We start from the raw sequence: 19,300 nt of genomic DNA on the forward strand, positions 1-19,300 counted from the left end.
GTCTCAGGCGGAAGCGCCCGTGTAGCGCTCATATTCTTCGGTATAGCGCCGGGTGATCAGCGCCTGGTCGGCAGGGTCGGCGGACTCGGCCAGCTCGGCGAACCAGGTGCCTTCCTCGGAATAAACGTGATGCGCGACCGCGCCTTCGATATGGCCGAGCTTGTCCAGATAGTCCTGGCTCATCGGGTCGAGCCGCTCGAGCAGGCCCATCTCCATCTTGGCGGCCGACTGCTCCTGATACGCAAGCTCAGCATGCCCGACCTGATGGTCGGCGGCGAGCGCGGGATAGACGGCGGCTTCCTCGGCGATCGAGTGACCAGTCAGGAGCAAGCCCAATTTCTCCTGCGCGGCGCGCCGCGACGTCGCGTCGCCGGCGGCCTTCACCGCGGCGAATTGCGCTTCGATCTCCCGGTGATGGCCAAGGATCTGGTCCAGCCAGTCGCCAGGCTTGGCCAGGCTTTCCGCCTTTGCTCGTGCTTCGGCACGCGCTTCGTCGCTTTCGGGCGGTGTAATCGCCGCTATCGCCTTGTCCAATATCGACATTATCCGTCCTCCAGCGCCGAATGGTTCGGCCCAGACTAAACCGGCGCTGGCAGGCGACGTTCCCTGCTAACGACTCGCAACAAATTCATCAGAATCAAATGCATATGCCGTGCGCTCATGCGAGCACGCGGCATTGCTACTCGCCTAGTGCCGCTGCGATCATTCGCTGCCAAACGGCAATGTCGCCAGCGCGCTCCATGGCCTCGTCAGGTTCGCGCAGCACCTTGAGCACCGCGACGGCATCGCCTTCGAATTCTCGCCAGGTCGAATCGACTGCGTCCGCCGCGTGGGCATCTTCCCCATCCGCATTAGCGCTGAGGCGCTGGCCTGCCAGTACCCGGGCAATCCGCTCGATCGCGGGCGTCGTCGCAATGTCCATCATCCAGTCTCCCAAGCCACCCTAACGGTCCAGACTTTGTATCGTTGCCCGCACGGACGCACGGCCCATCCATTGGAGCATTGCCGACAGCCCGCGCGTTGCAGGACGATGGGCGAGACGATTTCAGAGCTTCAGGACAGGATGGATGCGGCAGCAGCCGCATTGGATTTCGAGGAGGCGCGCAAGCTGCGCGACCGGATCAACCTCATGCGCGGCGGAGCGTCGCGGGAAGACGCGGAGCAGGCGGATACCGCAGGTCTCGTCCGACAAAAACCCGGCGCCATGGGCATCGGCACCAGTCAGCAGCGCGTCACGCCCCCGCAGGGCTGGAAGCCGCCGCGCAAGCCCGACCCGATGACGAAGGGCGCCAGTCGCCGGGGCAAGGGCCGCCGGTGAACGCGCTCATATCGCGCGCCCCCTGGCCGTCGATCGATCCTATCTGCTCAGATACTCGCGCACCTTGTCCGCCGAGCTGCCCACGGCATCCACGGCCTCCTGGAGGCGTTCGCGACTTACCCCGAGCGACTCCGTCCAGTCGCGAACCTCATAATCCTCGGACATGTTGATACGATCACGGTCAGGTGATCCGGTTGCGGATTTATTGTCGGCCATGATCCACTCTCCCTTGTTGGCGAGCGAAAAACTCCCGGGATTTGAATTGGATGCCATGGCCCCGCGATCTTCCGGCAGTATCCGTGTCTGCTGCCTCGGTGCTGCAAGAGAATTGCGGTCACGACGCGAAACAATTGGCACCCCCTGCCTCCCCCTCGCGTTTGGTCGCCATGACCGAGAAGGATCAAATCGTGGCGGTGGGCCTATTGTCGGCGCGCGATCTCGAGCGCCTTGGGTCTGGCTTCGATCGCGCCTATGCGATCGCGGACGACAACATGTTCGAGCACCTGATAACGCTCCTCGACCGGATCGCCTGGCCCGGCGGTGCGGTCGGGGACGATAGCACCCGCCTGGCCTGACCTGGCCCAGCGCTGCACGGGGAGACAAGGCACATGGAAGCCGCAGCGGCCTGGGTCGCACCGATCGCGACGATGATCGCAGCGATGATGACCGCCGCCAATCTTGGCGCTCGCATCACGGGCTGGGGGTTCGTAATCTTCACCGTCGGGTCGGTCGGCTGGTCGATCGTGGCTATATCGAGCGGTCAGCAGAATCTGCTGCTCACGAACGGTTTTCTCACGCTGGTCAATCTGGTTGGCATCTGGCGATGGCTAGGCCGCCAGGCGCGCTATGAGGACGGCGGAGCGACCGCAACCAGACGCAGCGCCGCCACGCGTGTGCCGACACTCTACGCGCTGGGCTCGTTCGCAGGTTCGAGGCTGATCGGCAAGGACGGCACGGCGATCGGCGTGATTGTGGAGGCGATGCTTCGCTGCTCCGATGCGGGGATCGCCTATGTCGTCGTCAGCGAGGGTGGTATCGGCGGTGTCGGCGAACGGCTCCACGCCCTGCATCCCGATGAGTTGCAGCTATCCGAAGACGGCGTTGCCTGCACCTTGAGCGCCTCCGATCTCGAACGGCGTCCGATCCTGTCACCCGGTGCCTGGCCTGCTGCATTCACGCCGGAAATGCGCACGACGGAACGGACGCACGCGTCCGGCTTTGCCGCCGCATGAGCACCCCGCTTGACTGCCTGGTGATTGGAGCCGGCCCTGCCGGACTGACCGCCGCTATCTATCTCGCCCGCTTCCACCTGGGCGTGCAAATCGTGGACGCCGGCAAGAGCCGGGCGGCTCTGATCCCGATGACGCATAATCATGCCGGGTACCCGGGCGGGATAAAGGGAACGGAGTTGCTCAAGCGCATGCACGAGCAGGCGGCCGGTGTCGGCGCCGCGATAACCCAGGGTGTCATCGAGGGACTTGAACAGCACGATGGCCTCTTTGCCGCCACCCTCGGCGACCAAACCATTCTCGCGCGGACGGTGCTGCTGGCCACCGGCGTGGTCAACAACCCGCCCCCGATCTCGCCGGAGCTTCATGGCATCGCACTTGAGCGCGGGCTGCTTCGCTATTGCCCGATCTGCGACGGGTATGAAGCGACCGACCAGAATATCGGCGTGATCGGCACGGGTACGCACGGCCACAAGGAAGCGATCTTCCTGCGCTCCTTTTCCAGCCGCGTGACGCTGATCGCACCCGGCGGACCGCACGCGTTTCACGATACGGAACGCGAGGCGCTGGAGGGCGCCGGGGTCGCCATCATTGACGGTCCGTGTCAGTCGCTCCGCCTGGAGGACCGAACCATTATCGTCCCCACACCCAGCGGCGACCATGGCTTCGACACGCTCTACCCGGCCCTTGGATCGGTCATCCGGTCGGAACTGGCGGTGCAACTCGGGGCTGAGGCCAGCGCCGATGGCTGCCTTGTGGTCGACGATCATCAACGCACCAGCATCGCCGGCCTCTACGCGGCGGGGGACGTTGCGAAGGGCCTCGACCAGATCAGCCATGCCATGGGGGAAGCGGGCGTCGCAGCGACCACGATCCGCAACGACCTTGCCGAGAACCGCCCGCTTCGTCGCTAACCAGCACCGTTAATCCAGTCGCCCGCCACGGACCGCTCGCAACCGGAACGCCAATGCCGCCCTCGCGCAGTCGCCGCTGCGGTAATTTCGCCGAAGCCGGCGGTCAGGATCCGCTTAAGGGGTCGATGATTTGAGACGAGCATCGCTATCGTCGACCGACTTTTCGCCGCCCGAAATAGCGGCCTCCACAAGAGCTCCGCCTACGCCAGCCAAGGCGGTTTGCGCCAGATTTTCCACCTGCTTGCGACCGGCTTCCACCGCATTGTCGGCTGCCTCACGCGCCACATCCCCAAGTTTATCGGCGACATCGCCCATCACCTTGGCTTCACGACGTGTTGAAGGAAGGAGCAGGGCGATACCGGCGCTGACCGCGGCCGTACCCGCAACAGCAGCCAGGGGATTAGCGCCAACCTGTTTCGCACCGGCTTGAACCACGTCGCCCAATCGCTGGGCGACGCCGCGCGCAGCCGACTTCTTCGGCCCCGGACGAACGTTGCCGGGTTCGGCTGGCGTGGCGGCATGGCCTCCGGCTTTCGCAGAGCCAGGTCGCGCGGATTTGACTGGTTTCGTGCTCATGCCGCCGCCTCCATCTCAAATGGCACCTTTCCGGCGACAGGTTGACGCATTCCCGCCTTTGCGATGCGGCCAATCAGAAGTCCTGCGATCGAGGCCACACCGATCGCAACGCCGGGGTGCCGGGTGATCAGCGAGCGCGCGCCATCGACCATATCGCCAACACTTTGGCGATCCAGACTCTGGGCGACAGTCTCCACCACATCGCCGCCGCGATGAACCAGGCCGCCGACCCCGCTGCCGAACTGGTCGCCGGCGCCGTCGGCGAGGTCACGGATGACTTCCACCACGATACCGAGCTTCTGCACCGCATCCTGCTTCCGCCCATCGGCGAATTCACCGGCCTTGGCGAAGGCCAACTCGGAAAGCCCGCCCGCCTGGCCTTTCACTTGTTCTACAAGGCGATTGGCCGCGCCGTCAGGTGCGGAACCTTCATTTGCCTCTGGTTCGATATCGATCCCGGTCGAAGCCACACTGTCCTCCTGTGTTGCGGTGACCAGCCTGAACAGCTCTCGCACGCCAGGGTTCCGGCCTAAGTAATTGAATTTCATACCGCTCAGATGAGGGGAACGAAGGACCGTGGTCGAAGTTGTGCGCCCGTGCTCGGCGAATGATCGCCGCATCATTGCCGTCCTGCGGCGCGAGGAAGAAAATGCGCGTCGGTGTCCAAAGTTCGGGCGAAACCCATGCCAGTTCGTCCCAGCGCGTGCTGACGCCTGTCGGCATGGTGGCAGTCGCACTGGCGAACGCGCTCCTGGACGGGAATGTCATGTTCGTCGCCTCCGACGAGCAACGCGCCGAAGCGGTGGCGGAGGCGCTGCGCTGCGCCGTCCCGGACGCGGAAGTGATTCATTGCCCCTCGAGCGATGCGCTCCCGGGCGATTCATCGCCTGCCTCGCCCGCGAATGTCGGCCGGCGGGTAGCCGCGCTGCGCCGGGCGCGCAAAGCCCATGCGGATGCTGTCCGGGCGGTCGCCCTGATTACCACGGCCGAAGCGGCCGCCAACGCGGTTGCTCCGCCTTTCGCATTTGACGCAGCGCCGCCCGCGCTGCGTGCAGGCGACGCACTCGATGCAGAAGCCTTTACGGCGACGCTGGAGGAAATCGGATATTTCGCCGATGACCGCGTCGATGAGCCTGGCGAAATGGCCGTTCGCGGACAGGTGATCGACCTGTTTCCCGCCGACGCCATTCTCCCGGCCCGCATTGAACTCGACGATGGCCGTATCCTGGGGATCCGCACCTATGACCCCGTCACTCAGCTGGGCAACGATCCGCTGGATATGCTCGAGATCGGGCGGGCGTCCGAACCGTCGCTTGGCGGGGACTGGACCTCGCTGTTCGACCATATGCCCGACGCGGCGATCGCGGCTGATCCGGACGCTGGGGAGCGCCGGGACCGGTTCGTCGCACTTGCTCGCGATCCTGCCGGGACCGGGCGGGATGCTCCGGTCGTCGACCAGGCGGTCTGGGAAGCGGCGACCGCGGCACGGCGGAAAATCGATCTTGGCGATACTGACCTGACCGATGCGCCGAGGTTCGTCGAACGCAAGGCACCGCTCCGCGCATTTGCCCGCGCAGCCGCAAGGACGTTCGAAGCGGGCGGACGCGTCGTGGTGCTGGGCGCGGCGCGCGATCTTCGCTTCCTCGCTCCGCGTCTGGCCAAGGTCACTGGCGCTTCATCGGTGCAGTTGTCACAGTGGCGGGACCTCCAGACGGTCGACCCCGGCACGCTGGCGTTGTTGGAGATGCCGCTCGACCGCGGCTGGACCGTGCCGGGCCTGCTCGCCGTTGCGGCCAGCGATCTGCTCGGCAGCCGGGCCCACACCGCGGACGCTTCCCATAGCAATGCGGACGTGTTGCGCGGACAGACGGGCGATATCCGCCTCGGCGATGTCGTCGTCCATGAGGAGTTCGGGATCGGCAAGGTCGCGGGCCTCGAGGCTATGCATGGCGATGCGGAGGATGCAGGAGAAGCCATAGTCCTGGAATATGCCGGCGGTGCCCGCAGGCTGATGCCTGTCACGGACGCCGACCGCCTGTGGCGGTATGGCGCGGATGCGGAAGCGGTGACGCTCGACAAGCTGGATGGTTCGAGCTGGGAGAAGCGCCGCGGCGCCATCGATCTCGCCATTGCGGAAAGCGCGCGGGGCCTGACGGCGCTGGCAGTCGAACGCGATGGCCGCTCGGCCCCGGTGCTGGATCCGGATGCGGCCGCCTATGAGCGCTTCGTTTCGGGCTTTCCCTTCACCGAGACGCCCGATCAGGCGCGCGCGATTTCCGCGGTCCGCGGCGAACTGGCCTCGGGCAAGCCGATGGACAGGCTAGTCGTCGGCGATGTCGGCTACGGCAAGACCGAAGTCGCGATGCGCGCAGTGGCGCTGGCGGTCCTGGCAGGCAAGCAGGCAGTGGTCGCCGCCCCGACGACCGTGCTCGTCCGTCAGCATCTCGAAAGTTTCCGCAGGCGGTTCAAAGGTACGGACATCGTCGTCGCCGGTCTTTCGCGCCTGTCGAGCGCTGCCGAGAAAAAGGCGGTCAAGGAGGGACTGGCGGACGGCTCGGTGCATATCGTCATTGGCACCGGGGCGGTGGCCAGTGCAGACTATAGCAGCCTCGCGCTTGTCGTGATCGACGAGGAACAGCGCTTCGGCACGGCCGACAAGGCCAAGTTGCGCGGGCTTTCGGCCGATTGTCATATCCTCACCCTGACGGCGACGCCGATCCCGCGGACGCTGCAGACGGCATTGGTCGGCCTTCAACAGGTATCGGTGATCGCAACGCCACCTGCGCGACGCCAGCCGATCCGCACCAGCGTCGGCGTGTTCGAGCCTGCGACGGTCCGCACTGCCTTGATGCGCGAGAAGGGGCGTGGCGGGCAGAGCTTCGTCGTCGTGTCGCGGATCGAGGACATGGCGCCGATGGCCGAGAAGCTGGCGGCGCTGGTCCCCGATCTGCGCATTGCCCAGGCGCACGGCAAGATGCCGGCCGCCGAAATCGACGAGGCGATGGTCTCATTCGCAAACGGTGACGGGGATGTGCTGCTCGCGACCAACATCATCGAAGCGGGGCTCGACGTCCCGCGCGCCAACACCATGATCGTGTGGCGCGCCGACCGCTTCGGCCTCTCGCAGCTTCATCAGCTACGCGGGCGCGTCGGGCGCGGCAGCCGGCGCGGACAGATCCTGCTGCTGACCGACCCGGATGCGACGATCGCCGATGCGACGCTGAAGCGGCTGCGCACGCTTCAGGCTTTCGATCGCCTGGGCGCGGGCTTCGCGATCAGCGCCCGCGATCTCGACATGCGCGGCGCGGGCGATCTGCTGGGCGACGCACAGGCCGGGCATATGAAGCTGATCGGAGTCGACCTCTACCAGCATTTGCTGGGCGGCGCGCTTCGGGCTGCGCGCGGCGAACAGGTCGATGTCTGGTCGCCCGAGCTCAACCTCGGCGTGGCCGGACGCCTGCCGGAGAGCTGGATTCCGGAGGCCGACACGCGGATCGGTCTGTACGCCCGGCTGGCGCGCCTGAGCGACGCGGCGGGCCTCGATGCCTTCGAGCTTGAGATCGAGGACCGGTTCGGCGCAGCGCCGGACGATGTTCAGAGGATGCTCGCCATCGCCCATGTCAGATTGTTGGCGCGCGAGATGGGGATTGGGAGAATCGATGCCGGTCCGGCCGCGATCGCGCTGACGCCGCGGCCCGGCACCTTGATCGACACCGCCGCGACGGCGCTCGAAGACCGCAACGGCCGCCTGATCCTCGCCCACAGGATCGACGCTGCCGACGAGCGGCTCGAGCGGGTGCGCTCGCTACTGGAGGAGCTGGCCGGCGCGAGCGGCGACTAGCGATTGGCCCCAGCCGCTAACGGATATCGGCAAGCTCGGATGGGCGCAGCGCATAGTCGAGCTGTTCCATACGGCATTGCCGGGGCGCCTTGTCGGGCCGCCAGCGAACGAGCCCGGTACCGTGACGGAAGCGGTCGCCGGTGACCTGGTCGAAGCTGACCTCGACGACGAGTTCGGGCTTCAGCGGAATCCATTCGCTTTCCTTGCCGTCATTCCACCGGCTCGGTCCGCCCGGTGCCTTTCCGGTAAATCCGGGTGCGGCGATCAGTGCGTCCAGCCGTTCGGTCAGCTCGGCGCGGTCAGCCTTGGCCAGCGCGGAGGTGAAGCCGACATGGTTGAGCAAGCCTGCATCGTCGTAAAGCCCCAGCAGTAGCGATGCGACCAGCGGTCCGTCCTTGGCGCGGCGGAATCCTCCAACCACGCAGTCCGCGGTGCGGTGCCGCTTGACCTTGAGCATCGCGCGTTCGCCGGGCCGATAGGGTTCGTCGAGAGGCTTGGCGATGACACCGTCCAGTGCGCCGCCACTCGCCGTGAGCCATGCCTCGGCCCCTGCGAGACTCGCGGTATGAGGGGAGAGCAGAAGCACTGCACTGCCATCGCGCGAATGGAAGCGCTTAAGCGCCGCCCGCCGATCGGCGAGAGGACAGTCGATCAGTGCCGCGCCCTCCAGCGCGAGGCAATCGAACAGCATCAGCTGCGCAGGGGTTTCGCGCGAAAGCCGGAGGATTCGGCTCTCGGCCGGATGCAGCCGCGCCTGCAGAGCGTCGAAAGACAGCGCGCCGCTGAGGGGCAGAATCAACTCGCCATCGAGGACATAGTCGTCGCAGCGGGTCGCCTGATTTGGATCGCAGCTCAACCGCTTCGCCCAGGCGCGATGCGATAGCGCGAAACCCATCCCATTTGGGTTCGAACTGCCAGCCCGGCTCCTGCGGCAGCGCTTCTACCAGCTTGGCTTCCATTGGCTCGGTCGCGGCTAGCGGGTGCATCCTGTCGGTCATGCCTTGCGCGTCCGCTTCGGCTTGTCCGCCAGCTCGACCCAGACCGGCGCATGGTCGCTGGTCTTTTCCCAGCCGCGAACATGCATGTCGACCTGTGCGTCCACGAGCCGGCCGGCAAGTGCGGGGCTGAGCAGGAGATGGTCGATCCGGAGTCCCGCGTTGCGCCCATAGGCGTTCCGGAAATAGTCCCAGAACGTGTAGATCGTTTGGTTGGGATGGATCGTTCTCAGCGCGTCGGTCCAGCCCTGCCCAGTCAGGCGGAAGAAGGCCTCGCGCACTTCCGGCGCGAATAACGCGTCGTCGAGCCAGCGCTCGGGTTTATAGACGTCGCGCTCGGTCGGCATGACGTTGAAGTCGCCCGCCAGCATTACCGGCAGCCCCGACTCCAGCAGCCCAGCGGCATGCTCGATCAGCTTGTCGAACCAGCGCAGCTTGTAGTCGAACTTGGGGCCCGGGCGAGGATTGCCATTGGGCAGATACAGGCCGCCGATTAGCAGCCCGTTCACCGCCGCTTCGATGTAGCGGCTCTGGCCGGGATCTGGGTCTAGCGGTAGCCCGCGGCGGGTTTCATGAATTTCGCCGACCCGGCTCAGCATGGCGACGCCGTTCCAGCTTTTCTGCCCGTGCCAGATGGCGTCATATCCAAGGTCGCGGATCGCAGCCTCCGGAAACCTCTCCTGCGGTGCCTTCAATTCCTGAAGCACGACGATATCGGGCTCGCGCTCAGCCAGCCAGCGCAGGAGTACCGGCAGGCGCCCGTTGACGCCGTTCACATTGTAAGTCGCGATCTTCACGCCCAACAGACGTTTCGGCGCAGCAGCTGTTCCGCCGCCATCGCGCCGTGCAACTCAGTCATTCGGCACACTGACTGCCGCCATCAAAGCCGGAATTTCAGCGAGAAGTTCGCTTGCCATGAACCCAAGCGGCCCAACGCGCTTCGCGAGCATCGAGCCGGCGCAACCGTGCAGCCAAACACCCCAGCCCGCGGCGGTCATAGGCTCTGCTCCTCTTGCCATCAGACCGGCGATTAAACCGGCCAGGACATCGCCAGATCCGCCGGTCGCTAGACCGGGACCACCGCCGGGATAATGCAGCGTTGCAGCGCCCGGTGTGGCAATCCACGTTTCCGAAGTTTTCAAGACAATGGTCGCTCCGAATTTGTCCGAAGCTGCCTCAGCGAGGCGGGCTGACGCCTGGGTCTCATCACAGCCCATCAAAGCGGCCATCTCACCGGGGTGTGGCGTCATCACCAGCGCTTCGTTCCAGGTTTGCGCCTGCGTAACGAAGTTCGCCATCGCCGCGATGACGGCTGCGTCGAGAAGCATTGGAACGTGCTGTCCCGCTCCGGAAAACAAAGAACCCAGAATCTCCCCGGATTCTGCGTCGGATCCCATCCCCGGACCAAGCACCAGCGCATCGCACCGCTCAAGCATGCCGGCCAGAACCACCCCCGCCTCCGCCGCCAGTTCCCCATAATCGTTCGACGGCAACCCGAAGCTAGCGGCCTCGGGCATTCGCAAACCCAAACCGAGCTGAACTGATTCCACCGTTGCCAACTGAACCTTGCCAGCACCGGCGCGAAAGGCGGCTTCGCCGGTCAGCAGCAATGCGGCGGGCACAGTCTCTGCGCCCCCGGCGGCGAGGACACGCCCCCGCTTATTCTTGTCCGTGTCCGCCTCAGGCTGAGGCAAGGGATGCAGCCGGAGCCACGTCTGGTCCAGTACGATCATCCCCGCGCGCCGACCATCGCGTCGGGCTCGTGGGTCACTTCGGCTTGCGGATCCTCATCGACTGGCGAAGTGACATTGTAGCGGACCAGGACCAAGCCGCCGTCCTGTCCCACGGCGGGATCGTAGGCATATTCAGTGACGGAGCAGTTGGCGACATCGCCTTGACGATCGATCGCGAGAATCTCCTCTTCCGAAAGGTTCTCGATAACGTAGCGAAGACACAACACCACGACCTGATGAGCGACGATCATCACTTTTCGTCCGCCATGATGAAGCGATACGGTGTCCAGAAGCGACCGCAGGCGGAAGATTACGTCGCACCAACTCTCACCGCCGGGCGGGCGATGATAGAATTTCCCGAGCAATTGGCGAAACTCTGCCTGACGCGGTTCCTCTGCGACGATACCTGCGGTCGTCAGGCCGTCCAGAATGCCGAACTCTTTCTCACGCAATCGCTCGTCACCGCAGATCGCTTCTTCGGCGTGCGCACCGCCCGCATCGCAAAAGCGCCGCGCCGTGTCCCGCGCCCGAACGTATGGACTGCACAGGATTACGTCGGGCACACCGCCTCCTAAACCCTGGGCGAACCAACGTCCCAGCGCATCCGCCTGGCGCTCGCCCAAGCCAGAAAGTGGAACATCCACGTCGCGCAGGTTAAGAGGGATCCGATGTTGCCCGGCCGCGTGCGCGAGATCGCGAGCAACGTTGCCCGCACTCTGGCCATGGCGAACCAGCCAAAGCCGTTCGGGCCAGCGGGCCGTCGTCATGATGGTTCTAACAAGATCATGTGCGAACAATGCGGCGGGCGTGAACCTGTTCCGCACGGCCCGCCACTGGACACTAGGCGTCGCCGCTGCCGGGTTCCGCCATGCCGCGATGCATTTCCGCTAGCGTGGATTGCGGAAGGACTCCAGCGCCAGCGACCTGCAGCTTGTTGGCAAGGCCGGACACGATGTGGCCCTTACCGGCCATGAGCGCATCCCACCCGTCCTTGGCGACCTTCGCGGGATCCGCCTTGTTCTTGTCCTGCCCGACCTTGGTGTCGAGCATGTCGGCACGCGCGAAGAATTCGGTGTCGGTCGCGCCCGGCATCAGCGTCGTCAGCGTGACGCCGTCGACATCCTTCAATTCATTGCGCAGCGCTTCGGTGAAATTGTCCACGAAGGCCTTGGTGGCGTTGTAAACGGCGTTGAAACTGCCGGGGATGTATCCCGCGATCGAGCCGGTTACGAGAACCTTGCCGGCGCCGGCCGTCACCATCTGGTTCAGCACCTTCTGGAGCAGATACACCGTACCGGTAATGTTGGTATCGACCGAATGCCGCCAATTCGCGACCTGCTGGTCGAGGAAGGGCCCGCCCGTACCGATGCCGGCATTGGCAGCGAGCAGATCGATCCGGCGCCCGTTGGTGGCGGCGAGCAACGTGTCCACGCCGTCGATCGTCGAAAGATCGGCCTGAACGGACTGCACGTCAGTGCCGAACTGCTGAAAATCGGCGGCTGCAGCATCGATCAGTGCCTCGTCCGCGACCACGATCAGGTCATATCCGTCTTTCGCTGCAAGCGTTGCGAGTTCAAAACCGATGCCCGTCGAGGCACCAGTGATGATTGCGAGCTTGTCTGCCATGCGTGTCACTCCGCTGCGAGCGCCAGGCCGGGCTTGAGCACCACCTTGGTCACTTCGTTCTGATTGTCGTGGAACATCTTGTAGCCCTTGGGTGCGTCCTCGAGCCCAAGGGTGTGGCTGATCAGAAAGGTCGTATCGATCTTCCCCTCCATAATCGCGTTGAGCAGCCCGGGCATATAATGCTGGACGTGGGTCTGGCCGGTCTTGAGCGTCAGACCCTTCTCCATGAAGGCACCGAGCGGGAACTTGTCCACGAAGCCGCCATAGACCGCCGGCATCGAGACGCGCCCGCCCTTGCGGCAGGCAAGGATCGCCTGCCGAATCGAATGGATGCGATCGGTGCCGAGAAAGGTCGATGCCTTGATTTGGTCGATGACGTTATCGACGAAGAAGCCATGCGCCTCGAGCCCCACCGCGTCGATTACGGCATCGGGGCCGATTCCGCCCGTCATCAGCATCAGCGCCTCATAGGTCGCGCTTTCCTCGAAATTGATCGTCTCTGCGCCGAAGCGCTTGGCGAGTTCCAGCCGATGTGGAAAGTGATCGATCGCGATCACGCGTTCGGCGCCCATCAGGAACGCCGATTGCACCGCGAAAAGCCCCACCGGCCCGCAGCCCCAGACCGCGACGGTGTCGCCCGGCTCGATGCCGGCATTCTCCGCCGCCATCCAGCCGGTGGGGAGAATGTCGGAAAGGAACAGAACCTTCTCGTCGGGAACACCGTCGGGGATCACGATCGGGCCGACATCGCTGAACGGCACGCGGACATATTCGGCTTGGCCCCCGGCATAGCCGCCAGTGAGATGGCTGTAGCCGAAGAGGCCTGACATAGGCTGGCCGTACAACTCCTGGCCGATGTCCTGATTGTCGGCAGGGAGGCCATTGTCGCACGCCGAATATTGATGCTTGCCGCAATGGAAGCAACTGCCGCACGCGATCGTGAACGGCACCACGACCTTCTGCCCTATCTGGAGCGTGGACTTCGCGCCGACCTCGACCACTTCGCCCATGAACTCATGACCGAGGATGTCGCCCGCCTGCATCGTCGGGATATAGCCGTCGTACAAATGCAGATCGGAACCGCAGATTGCCGTCGCCGTCACCTTAATGATCGCGTCGCGCGGGTTCAGGATCTCGGGATCGTCGACCGTATCGACGCGAACGTCGTGCTTCCCGTGCCATGCCAGTGCGCGCATCAGTTCCGCTCCTCTTCGAGTTGAGCGCGGGTGCGCGACGATGTGGCGATCTCGCCGGTTTCCATAAGCTGCTTGAAGCGGCGAAGATCGCGGCGCGCCTGGATCGCGGGTTCGCGCTGGAACATCTTGGCGATCACCTTGCCGATCACGCCCGCGGGCGGGTCGTAAAGAATGGTCGCGGTAACGACAGTACCTCGCGCACCTGCATCGCGGAACTCCACCCGTCCGCTATTCGGTACATCAGCGCCCTCATCCGAAGACCAGGCGAGCACTGCCCCCTCGACCTCCTCGGTGACGGTCGCATCCCATTCGACGGTCCTGCCGCCAGGCGCCTTGACCACCCAGTGCGACCGGTCGGGGTCGAGCGCATCGACGCGCTCGACATTGTCCATGAAGCTCGCAAGGTTCGCGAAGTCGCGCCAGTAAGCGAACAGCTCAGCGCGAGGCCGGTTGATCGTGACCGCTCGCGCGATCAAGGTATCGCCGCGCGGTTCGATCAGACCGCCTGTCGCTGCCTCCACAGCAGCAGAGGCATGTTTCGAGGTCGCCAGCGGGGCATCGTCCCGTGACGTCTGGTCGAGCGTGTCGCTCATCACATTCTCCGATTTTGTGATGTCTCAACAACGGGATAGGGGGTACGTTCCGTGTCGGGCATCTGCGGAGAGATTTCTTTGGCGGCAGCACTACGCCAATAGCAAGGACAAACCGGTTCGGGTTTCGTCCGGTCGTAAGCCCGAAAGCGCGCTAAGGCTGGACCAAATCTAGGTGCGACAGGCCGAGCGCCAGCGCATTTCATAGATCGTGACGATCGTCGGGTTGCGTTTGCCGCGTTCGAGATCGCTTAAATATTGCTGAGTGAGCCCCGACTTCTCGGCCAGTTGCTCTTGGGTCAGCCCTTCAAGCTTGCGGATTCTGGCGCAATTGTCGCCGACAAGTTTCCGCATATCCATACGGAAACCATTGGCGACCTACGCGGCCATGGTTTATCTACTATAGTATGTATATGGCTCGAGTACAGCATGCGCAGCCGGGGTCGCATCTATCGTGCCACTAGCATCCAAACAGCCAACATCGGCCGGGGCAATCGACCTCGGCGACCGACGCCCTCATCGCCGCCCCTTCTGCCGTTCGCTACATTAAGCTCGGCCAGAACGGTCGATGGTCTGCGCCCTTTGCGATGGGATCGTACCGTTCGGCTTCGAGCAGGTTGATCACACGTCATGCTTGACAGGGAATTGGGATAGGGTGCGGCAGGCATTGGTCGCTGCGGGCCGTAGCCCGGCGGGCGCCACGCAAGGCGTACGTGAACTCAAGGACTTTTTCGAACGCGACGAGAAGTGCCTGTGGGTGACGTTTGCCGATGGGCATCTATGGTGGGCCTTCGCCCAGTGCGATCGAGGGGCGCGATCAACGCGCCCAAGGTGTCCGGCTAGCCGACGGCAGGCTTATCGCTTGCGAGGCAGTGATCGTCGGGATCGGCATTGTCCCGACCGTCGGGCCGCTGATTGCTGCCGGTGCCGAAGGCAGCAATGGCGTTGATGTCGACGACCATTGCCGAACGACATTGCCGGATATTTTCGCTGTCGGCGACTGCGCTGCACACATCAATGCCTTCGCTGGCGGGGCACGGATCCGGCTAGAATCCGTGCAGAACGCCACTGATCAAGCAACCACGGCGGCGCGCACCATTGCGGGTGCCCACGCGCCCTATCAGGCTACGCCCTGGTTCTGGTCGAACCAATATGATCTAAAGTTGCAGACTGTAGGCCTTTCATCGGGCCATGATCTCGCGGTCATCCGTGGGGACCCGGCGACCTGCACATTCAGCATCGGCTATTTTAAGGAAGGTCAGCTCATCGCACTCGACTGCGTCAACGCCACCAAAGATTATGTTCAGGGTCGCAAGCTCATAGAAGGTGCCTCGGCTGTGAGCGCTACCGAATTCTCCAATGCCGAGCGGTCGCTGAAAGATTTACTCGGCCGATCAGGAACACAGCGTTGGGGCAACTAGCTCAACATGGCTGACGCCGAGCGCGGTCGCCAGTTCATAAAGCGTCACGACTGTCGGGTTTCGCTGCCCGCGTTCCAGGCCGCTCAAATACTGTTGGCTGAGCCCGGAAAGCTCAGCGAGCGCTTCCTGTGTCAGATTTCGCTCGCGGCGAATCCGCGCGACATTCGCACCGACAAGTTTGCGCATGTCCATGCACAAACCACTGGCGATCAACGCCGTGCGAGTTTATCAACTATAGTATGTATTTCATAATTCGCCCGGCGCGGCATCCGACTTTCGGCATCTCGGCGACAATTGCGATCGCCATAATGTGTGGCACGTTTCCAGACGCACATGCGCAATCCGTGGCTGACCTGCCAAGATGTAGTCCAAATAGTACCGCCCCTAGATCGATGCAGACGATAGCAGTGCCGGCGGTCGGTGAAGAACGGGAGGTCGAGGTTGGGAGCGTGATGCTTTCCACCGGCGAGGCTGGGATATCGTTCTCCGGATTGCGATTGACTGCAAATACCGCGGTGCACGGGAAACGCGCGGGAGCCGATTTCACCGTGAATCTGCCCGAGGGGACGCTGCCAAGCCCCGGCTATGGGCGCGACCTGTTTATGGTGACGGGCGCGACGTTCCGATACGATCGTGAGAAGGGCGAGCGTCGCGGCCTCTCAAAGCCCGACATCGGCGTCTATGTGGATCCCACCAACGATCGGCGGCTGGTGGCACGCCTGGTGTTCGGCTTCTCCAAACTGGACGTCCCGATCCCAGATGCGCAGTTCCAAATCGATCGGTGCATGTGGGCACCTGGCGGTGGGCTGCGAAGAGAGATCCTTTACTCCGGCGGCTCGAAGGGAACGATCACGCTGCAGTACCGCGAATATGTAAATAACACCGCGCGACCTGCCTTCTCGCAGGAGCTGTCATACGATTTGGCGGACGGCAACGAGATCGGGTTCAAGGGCGCTCGGATCAGGATCATCAAGGTCTCGAACACCGGAGTTCGCTTCGTCGTGCTGAGACAAATGACGCCACAGTGATCCGATGCGGGCGTGCCCAGGCTCTAGAAGATCCGTACCTCCCACCATTCCGGCCAGTCAACTTTGTGCGGTTTGCGTGTCGCCGCGACGATCGTCTCCTGCTCGGCGATCGTGAGAGGACGATCCCCGAGCCGAGCTAATGCTGCTTGCACCAGCCATGGCTCGATGACCAATTTCGCCGTTGGGCGATAACTATCGAGCAAATGCGCCATGCCCAGATTGCGCATTGGCTTATCGACCTCGCCGTCCTGCGCATAGCAGGTGTAAACGACAAGCTGGGTCTTGGGTTTGGTGGCCGTCGCCTGAGGCTTTTGCAATGCCCGCAGCGCTAGCGATCGCAGCGGCCCGTCCTTCGCGAGGCCCTCGTTGATCAGATAGTGCAGGAACGCCACGTCCGCAGTGACCTTCTTGCGGACGCCGTCTTCGACGATCGTCGCTTCGCGACCCAACACTGTGTCGTACGGCAGCGGCTTGTTGCGCCCCCGCGGCCTGCCCCGCGTGTTTGGGCAGATACCGGGTTGGAACTGCGTGCGCTTGGGCGGGCGACCATAGCCGATCTCGTAAGGAGGTTCGTCAGCCATCACGAGAACCCTTCGGCCAACGCACGGCATCGGGATTGTCGGTGTGACGGACCAAGTCCTCGAGTCCGCGGCGATCTTGCAGATCAAATTGCCGGACCAATTTGTCCAGGTCGCGGCGAGTTCGCAGATCGGCATGCCGATCCAGCGCCTCCTGCACCGCCCACGCCTGCAGCTTGAAATAGGGGCCGCCGTCCTCGTTTAGCTCGCCATTGCCGGTCACGATCCCAAGCAGCACCAACGCGTCATCCATCGGAACCGGGCGACTATTCTCGATCACGATTTTGACGGGAAGCACCTTTGACTGGCCCGGACTCTTCGCGACCTCACGCTCGTCGATCCAGCCAAGCACTGTCTTCGCCGCCCGATACTTGCCGTTGACCGCGTCCTGGTAGGTCCGCAGCTCCAGGGCCTCTTTCGCCCCCAGTTTCTTTGGCTTGCCGCCTAGCTCAACGCCGACCTGGCGCTGCGCAACCAGCGCATATGCTGACTGCACCGACTTCTTCGCTGGCTTCCGCTTTGGAGACTGGGCCATCAGATATCCCAGCCCTTGAGCAGCCGCGGAGTACCATTGGTCATCGCCACCCAACGATCAACCGCAAGATCAACATAGGCCGGGTCAATATCCAGGCCCCGGAAGCGGCGACCGGTGCGCTCCGATGCAATCAGGGTGGTGCCCGAGCCGAGAAAGATGTCGAGTACGACATCGCCCCGGCGAGTGACGTCCTGAATCGCGTCCGCCACCATCGCGACCGGCTTCACCGTCGGATGGAGGTCGAGGTCGTCCCGCGTGCCCTTGAACGTATTGACCGAGGCATAATCCCACACGTTGGTGCGGTTGCGACCGTGGCGGCCGAGCTCAACCGTATTCAGGTGAGGCACATCGCCAACGCGGTAGACAAAGACCAGCTCATGCTTCGACCGGTAGAGCGAGCCCATGCCGGCGTTCGACTTATTCCAAATGCATAGGTTGAGTTGCTCTCCATACAGTACCTTCGCCACGGCCGAGACATCGTCGGCGTGACGCCAGTCCATGCACAGGAAGTGCACGGCACCGTCGCGCGATAGTTTGACGCAAACGCCAAAGGTGTCAGCCAGGAAGTCACGAAAGCCGCTATCGGTCATCTCGCCCGATGCCATCGCAAACTCACGATGCTTGCTTTTGACGTTAGCGTGACCCTGAATTTTCACATTGTAGGGGGCGTCGAGGAAGGCACAGTCAGCCTGAATGCCATTGCCCAGGACCTGCTGCACGAAGGCCAAGTCACGCCCATCACCACAACCAATGCGATGGTCGCCCAGCTGCCATATATCGCCAAGCTGTGTTTTCGGCTGCGTTGGCAGCGCTGGAATGACCTCGTCATCCGGATCAGCGCCGGGATCGAGGATGACGTTGACCTCGCCTTCCGAAAAACCCAGATCGTTGAAGTCGATCTCGATTTCCATCGCGCTCAGCTCGGCTAGCTCAATGCGAAGCAGGTCGGGATCCCAGGAAGAATTGAGCGAAATCTTGTTGTCAGCGAGTCGGAGCGCTCGCTTCTGCGCCTCGGACAAATGCCGCAACACGATCGCCGGCACTCGCGTCATGCCGAGCTCCCGCGCCGCCTGCACTCGGCCATGACCGGCGATGATGATGCCGTTCTCGTCAATCAGGATCGGATTCACAAAATCATGCCGACGGATCGACGCCTTTAGCTGCTCGATCTGACGGCGGGGATGCGTCCGGGCGTTGGTCGGATGCGGCACGAGCACACCGATGTCCCACTCAACCACCTCAAGCTTCACGTCGTACATCGCCAAATCCCAGCCTCACCGTTCGGCCGATGAATATCGATGCCTAACAATAATCGTCAACAGAAAACGGAAATATCGCGCTCGTCACGCGATTCTATATCATTAGCTTGAAGCACTGCAAAATAGACTTGCCATTATCTCGCACAACCAATTGCTGATAATCGGCAGCTTGAATGCCATTCATCTTGGTATTGGCCGGAATATAAGCCAACTAATATGCCAATATGTGATTTGTTTAAGCCACTATAGTCAGCTTGATAGCCGGTTATGCCGGGATTGCACTCAGTGCGTTGGCGCGCCGGTAAGCCGGTGACGCCGGTCAACGTCCCCAGCCACCCAGATTCGATGTCGCCAGGCTCGATACCCTGATCGGGGTGTCGCATTCCCTGTTTGCTGCTTTTGGTTGCCTGTTTCGGACCTGAAATTCCCTGTTTCAGGGGCAATGGGAATAGCGCCACGGC

General features: G+C 63.2%; 23 protein-coding genes and 1 pseudogene. 7 read left to right on the forward strand and 17 right to left on the reverse strand.

All coding sequences use genetic code 11. The annotated features are described in order from the left end of the window. Positions 1 to 3 precede the first annotated feature (3 nt). The gene (locus P1X14_RS00190) at positions 4 to 543 is read right to left on the reverse strand and encodes a hemerythrin domain-containing protein (protein ID WP_277313275.1); all 540 of its coding nucleotides are present in this window, start codon (positions 541 to 543) and stop codon (positions 4 to 6) included. A 136-nt stretch (positions 544 to 679) separates the two neighbouring features. Further along, positions 680 to 922 carry a hypothetical protein gene (locus P1X14_RS00195; RefSeq protein ID WP_277313276.1) on the reverse strand — a complete coding sequence of 81 codons (243 nt, stop codon included), beginning with the start codon at positions 920 to 922 and terminating at the stop codon, positions 680 to 682. A 108-nt stretch (positions 923 to 1,030) separates the two neighbouring features. Here P1X14_RS00195 and P1X14_RS00200 point away from each other — a divergent pair, with 108 nt between their 5' ends. After that, positions 1,031 to 1,318 carry a UvrB/UvrC motif-containing protein gene (locus tag P1X14_RS00200; protein WP_277313277.1) on the forward strand — a complete coding sequence of 96 codons (288 nt, stop codon included), beginning with the start codon at positions 1,031 to 1,033 and terminating at the stop codon, positions 1,316 to 1,318. A gap of 39 nt (positions 1,319 to 1,357) precedes the next feature. On the opposite strand, the gene P1X14_RS00205 is transcribed toward P1X14_RS00200, so the two are convergent. Further along, complete coding sequence (locus tag P1X14_RS00205) at positions 1,358 to 1,534, reverse strand: DUF3606 domain-containing protein (protein ID WP_277313278.1); 177 nt, start codon at positions 1,532 to 1,534, stop codon at positions 1,358 to 1,360. A gap of 170 nt (positions 1,535 to 1,704) precedes the next feature. On the opposite strand from P1X14_RS00205, the gene P1X14_RS00210 reads away from it, so the two are divergent. The 3 genes from P1X14_RS00210 to P1X14_RS00220 are packed head-to-tail and all read left to right on the forward strand — an operon-like array spanning position 1,705 to position 3,461. Then, a complete protein-coding gene (locus P1X14_RS00210; protein WP_277313279.1) occupies positions 1,705 to 1,893 on the forward strand; it encodes a hypothetical protein in 189 nt (62 codons plus the stop codon). 33 nt (positions 1,894 to 1,926) lie between these two features. Continuing rightward, positions 1,927 to 2,550, forward strand: coding sequence for a PRC-barrel domain containing protein (locus P1X14_RS00215; protein WP_277313280.1), 624 nt, complete (start codon positions 1,927 to 1,929; stop codon positions 2,548 to 2,550). Beyond that, positions 2,547 to 3,461, forward strand: coding sequence for an NAD(P)/FAD-dependent oxidoreductase (locus P1X14_RS00220; RefSeq protein WP_277313281.1), 915 nt, complete (start codon positions 2,547 to 2,549; stop codon positions 3,459 to 3,461). The genes P1X14_RS00215 and P1X14_RS00220 overlap by 4 nt, the downstream gene beginning before the upstream one ends. A 114-nt stretch (positions 3,462 to 3,575) precedes the next feature. Here P1X14_RS00220 and P1X14_RS00225 read toward each other — a convergent pair whose 3' ends face one another. Beyond that, the gene (locus P1X14_RS00225) at positions 3,576 to 4,037 is read right to left on the reverse strand and encodes a hypothetical protein (protein WP_277313282.1); all 462 of its coding nucleotides are present in this window, start codon (positions 4,035 to 4,037) and stop codon (positions 3,576 to 3,578) included. Beyond that, entirely contained in the window at positions 4,034 to 4,585 is a 552-nt protein-coding gene (locus P1X14_RS00230) for a hypothetical protein (RefSeq protein WP_277313283.1), read from the reverse strand. The genes P1X14_RS00225 and P1X14_RS00230 overlap by 4 nt, the downstream gene beginning before the upstream one ends. A gap of 101 nt (positions 4,586 to 4,686) precedes the next feature. Between P1X14_RS00230 and P1X14_RS00235 the strand changes: the two genes are divergently transcribed. Beyond that, on the forward strand, positions 4,687 to 7,878 hold the full coding sequence (locus tag P1X14_RS00235) for a DEAD/DEAH box helicase (RefSeq protein ID WP_346770433.1): 3,192 nt from the start codon (positions 4,687 to 4,689) through the stop codon (positions 7,876 to 7,878). 16 nt (positions 7,879 to 7,894) lie between these two features. Here P1X14_RS00235 and P1X14_RS00240 read toward each other — a convergent pair whose 3' ends face one another. The 8 genes from P1X14_RS00240 to P1X14_RS00275 all read right to left on the reverse strand — a co-directional run bounded on the left by P1X14_RS00240 (position 7,895) and on the right by P1X14_RS00275 (position 14,372). Next, positions 7,895 to 8,734 (reverse strand): ATP-dependent DNA ligase, encoded by an 840-nt coding sequence (locus tag P1X14_RS00240; protein WP_277313284.1) that lies wholly within the window; start codon positions 8,732 to 8,734, stop codon positions 7,895 to 7,897. A 138-nt stretch (positions 8,735 to 8,872) separates the two neighbouring features. Further along, the gene (xth, locus tag P1X14_RS00245) at positions 8,873 to 9,670 is read right to left on the reverse strand and encodes an exodeoxyribonuclease III (protein ID WP_277313438.1); all 798 of its coding nucleotides are present in this window, start codon (positions 9,668 to 9,670) and stop codon (positions 8,873 to 8,875) included. A gap of 54 nt (positions 9,671 to 9,724) precedes the next feature. Beyond that, positions 9,725 to 10,606 carry an NAD(P)H-hydrate dehydratase gene (locus tag P1X14_RS00250; RefSeq protein ID WP_277313285.1) on the reverse strand — a complete coding sequence of 294 codons (882 nt, stop codon included), beginning with the start codon at positions 10,604 to 10,606 and terminating at the stop codon, positions 9,725 to 9,727. Beyond that, complete coding sequence (locus P1X14_RS00255; protein WP_277313286.1) at positions 10,603 to 11,373, reverse strand: histidine phosphatase family protein; 771 nt, start codon at positions 11,371 to 11,373, stop codon at positions 10,603 to 10,605. The genes P1X14_RS00250 and P1X14_RS00255 overlap by 4 nt, the downstream gene beginning before the upstream one ends. A 73-nt stretch (positions 11,374 to 11,446) precedes the next feature. Beyond that, positions 11,447 to 12,232, reverse strand: coding sequence for an SDR family NAD(P)-dependent oxidoreductase (locus P1X14_RS00260; protein WP_277313287.1), 786 nt, complete (start codon positions 12,230 to 12,232; stop codon positions 11,447 to 11,449). Between the two features lie 5 nt (positions 12,233 to 12,237). Next, positions 12,238 to 13,428 (reverse strand): zinc-dependent alcohol dehydrogenase, encoded by a 1,191-nt coding sequence (locus P1X14_RS00265; RefSeq protein ID WP_277313288.1) that lies wholly within the window; start codon positions 13,426 to 13,428, stop codon positions 12,238 to 12,240. Then, positions 13,428 to 14,021 carry an SRPBCC family protein gene (locus tag P1X14_RS00270; RefSeq protein ID WP_277313289.1) on the reverse strand — a complete coding sequence of 198 codons (594 nt, stop codon included), beginning with the start codon at positions 14,019 to 14,021 and terminating at the stop codon, positions 13,428 to 13,430. The genes P1X14_RS00265 and P1X14_RS00270 overlap by 1 nt, the downstream gene beginning before the upstream one ends. A 168-nt stretch (positions 14,022 to 14,189) precedes the next feature. Continuing rightward, on the reverse strand, positions 14,190 to 14,372 hold the full coding sequence (locus tag P1X14_RS00275; RefSeq protein WP_277313290.1) for a helix-turn-helix transcriptional regulator: 183 nt from the start codon (positions 14,370 to 14,372) through the stop codon (positions 14,190 to 14,192). 449 nt (positions 14,373 to 14,821) lie between these two features. Here P1X14_RS00275 and P1X14_RS00280 point away from each other — a divergent pair. Then, positions 14,822 to 15,439: pseudogene (locus tag P1X14_RS00280) on the forward strand (oxidoreductase C-terminal domain-containing protein); the annotation flags it as partial. Here the strand turns inward: P1X14_RS00280 and P1X14_RS00285 are convergent. Further along, on the reverse strand, positions 15,413 to 15,631 hold the full coding sequence (locus P1X14_RS00285; protein ID WP_277313291.1) for a helix-turn-helix transcriptional regulator: 219 nt from the start codon (positions 15,629 to 15,631) through the stop codon (positions 15,413 to 15,415). The pseudogene P1X14_RS00280 and the gene P1X14_RS00285 overlap by 27 nt on opposite strands. A gap of 200 nt (positions 15,632 to 15,831) precedes the next feature. Between P1X14_RS00285 and P1X14_RS00290 the strand changes: the two genes are divergently transcribed. Next, positions 15,832 to 16,467, forward strand: a complete 636-nt coding sequence (locus tag P1X14_RS00290; protein ID WP_277313292.1) for a hypothetical protein — start codon at positions 15,832 to 15,834, stop codon at positions 16,465 to 16,467. A gap of 23 nt (positions 16,468 to 16,490) precedes the next feature. Here the strand turns inward: P1X14_RS00290 and P1X14_RS00295 are convergent, their stop codons facing one another. Genes P1X14_RS00295 through P1X14_RS00305 form a run of 3 tightly spaced genes read right to left on the reverse strand, consistent with a single transcriptional unit; the run spans position 16,491 to position 18,839 of the window. Next, a complete protein-coding gene (locus P1X14_RS00295; protein WP_277313293.1) occupies positions 16,491 to 17,048 on the reverse strand; it encodes a DUF5681 domain-containing protein in 558 nt (185 codons plus the stop codon). Beyond that, complete coding sequence (locus P1X14_RS00300; protein WP_277313294.1) at positions 17,041 to 17,580, reverse strand: hypothetical protein; 540 nt, start codon at positions 17,578 to 17,580, stop codon at positions 17,041 to 17,043. The genes P1X14_RS00295 and P1X14_RS00300 overlap by 8 nt, the downstream gene beginning before the upstream one ends. Next, positions 17,580 to 18,839, reverse strand: coding sequence for a DNA methyltransferase (locus tag P1X14_RS00305; RefSeq protein ID WP_277313295.1), 1,260 nt, complete (start codon positions 18,837 to 18,839; stop codon positions 17,580 to 17,582). The genes P1X14_RS00300 and P1X14_RS00305 overlap by 1 nt, the downstream gene beginning before the upstream one ends. Between the last annotated feature and the right edge of the window lie 461 nt (positions 18,840 to 19,300).

Origin of the sequence: Sphingomonas sp. AOB5 (assembly GCF_029433115.1) — a bacterium.
Lineage (GTDB): Bacteria > Pseudomonadota > Alphaproteobacteria > Sphingomonadales > Sphingomonadaceae > Sphingomonas.

Excerpts from the sequence above, each read along its gene's own strand:
- P1X14_RS00250 (WP_277313285.1), bottom strand. The coding sequence starts at position 10,606 with ATGATCGTACTGGACCAGACGTGGCTCCGGCTGCATCCCTTGCCTCAG.
- P1X14_RS00265 (WP_277313288.1), bottom strand. The coding sequence starts at position 13,428 with ATGCGCGCACTGGCATGGCACGGGAAGCACGACGTTCGCGTCGATACG.
- P1X14_RS00260 (WP_277313287.1), bottom strand. The coding sequence starts at position 12,232 with ATGGCAGACAAGCTCGCAATCATCACTGGTGCCTCGACGGGCATCGGT.
- P1X14_RS00200 (WP_277313277.1), top strand. The coding sequence starts at position 1,031 with ATGGGCGAGACGATTTCAGAGCTTCAGGACAGGATGGATGCGGCAGCA.
- P1X14_RS00210 (WP_277313279.1), top strand. The coding sequence starts at position 1,705 with ATGACCGAGAAGGATCAAATCGTGGCGGTGGGCCTATTGTCGGCGCGC.
- P1X14_RS00295 (WP_277313293.1), bottom strand. The coding sequence starts at position 17,048 with ATGGCTGACGAACCTCCTTACGAGATCGGCTATGGTCGCCCGCCCAAG.
- P1X14_RS00225 (WP_277313282.1), bottom strand. The coding sequence starts at position 4,037 with ATGAGCACGAAACCAGTCAAATCCGCGCGACCTGGCTCTGCGAAAGCC.
- P1X14_RS00230 (WP_277313283.1), bottom strand. The coding sequence starts at position 4,585 with ATGAAATTCAATTACTTAGGCCGGAACCCTGGCGTGCGAGAGCTGTTC.
- P1X14_RS00305 (WP_277313295.1), bottom strand. The coding sequence starts at position 18,839 with ATGTACGACGTGAAGCTTGAGGTGGTTGAGTGGGACATCGGTGTGCTC.
- P1X14_RS00195 (WP_277313276.1), bottom strand. The coding sequence starts at position 922 with ATGGACATTGCGACGACGCCCGCGATCGAGCGGATTGCCCGGGTACTG.
- P1X14_RS00205 (WP_277313278.1), bottom strand. The coding sequence starts at position 1,534 with ATGGCCGACAATAAATCCGCAACCGGATCACCTGACCGTGATCGTATC.
- P1X14_RS00275 (WP_277313290.1), bottom strand. The coding sequence starts at position 14,372 with ATGCGGAAACTTGTCGGCGACAATTGCGCCAGAATCCGCAAGCTTGAA.
- P1X14_RS00270 (WP_277313289.1), bottom strand. The coding sequence starts at position 14,021 with ATGAGCGACACGCTCGACCAGACGTCACGGGACGATGCCCCGCTGGCG.
- P1X14_RS00255 (WP_277313286.1), bottom strand. The coding sequence starts at position 11,373 with ATGACGACGGCCCGCTGGCCCGAACGGCTTTGGCTGGTTCGCCATGGC.
- P1X14_RS00220 (WP_277313281.1), top strand. The coding sequence starts at position 2,547 with ATGAGCACCCCGCTTGACTGCCTGGTGATTGGAGCCGGCCCTGCCGGA.
- P1X14_RS00235 (WP_346770433.1), top strand. The coding sequence starts at position 4,687 with ATGCGCGTCGGTGTCCAAAGTTCGGGCGAAACCCATGCCAGTTCGTCC.
- P1X14_RS00300 (WP_277313294.1), bottom strand. The coding sequence starts at position 17,580 with ATGGCCCAGTCTCCAAAGCGGAAGCCAGCGAAGAAGTCGGTGCAGTCA.
- P1X14_RS00215 (WP_277313280.1), top strand. The coding sequence starts at position 1,927 with ATGGAAGCCGCAGCGGCCTGGGTCGCACCGATCGCGACGATGATCGCA.
- P1X14_RS00190 (WP_277313275.1), bottom strand. The coding sequence starts at position 543 with ATGTCGATATTGGACAAGGCGATAGCGGCGATTACACCGCCCGAAAGC.
- P1X14_RS00285 (WP_277313291.1), bottom strand. The coding sequence starts at position 15,631 with ATGGACATGCGCAAACTTGTCGGTGCGAATGTCGCGCGGATTCGCCGC.
- P1X14_RS00290 (WP_277313292.1), top strand. The coding sequence starts at position 15,832 with ATGCAGACGATAGCAGTGCCGGCGGTCGGTGAAGAACGGGAGGTCGAG.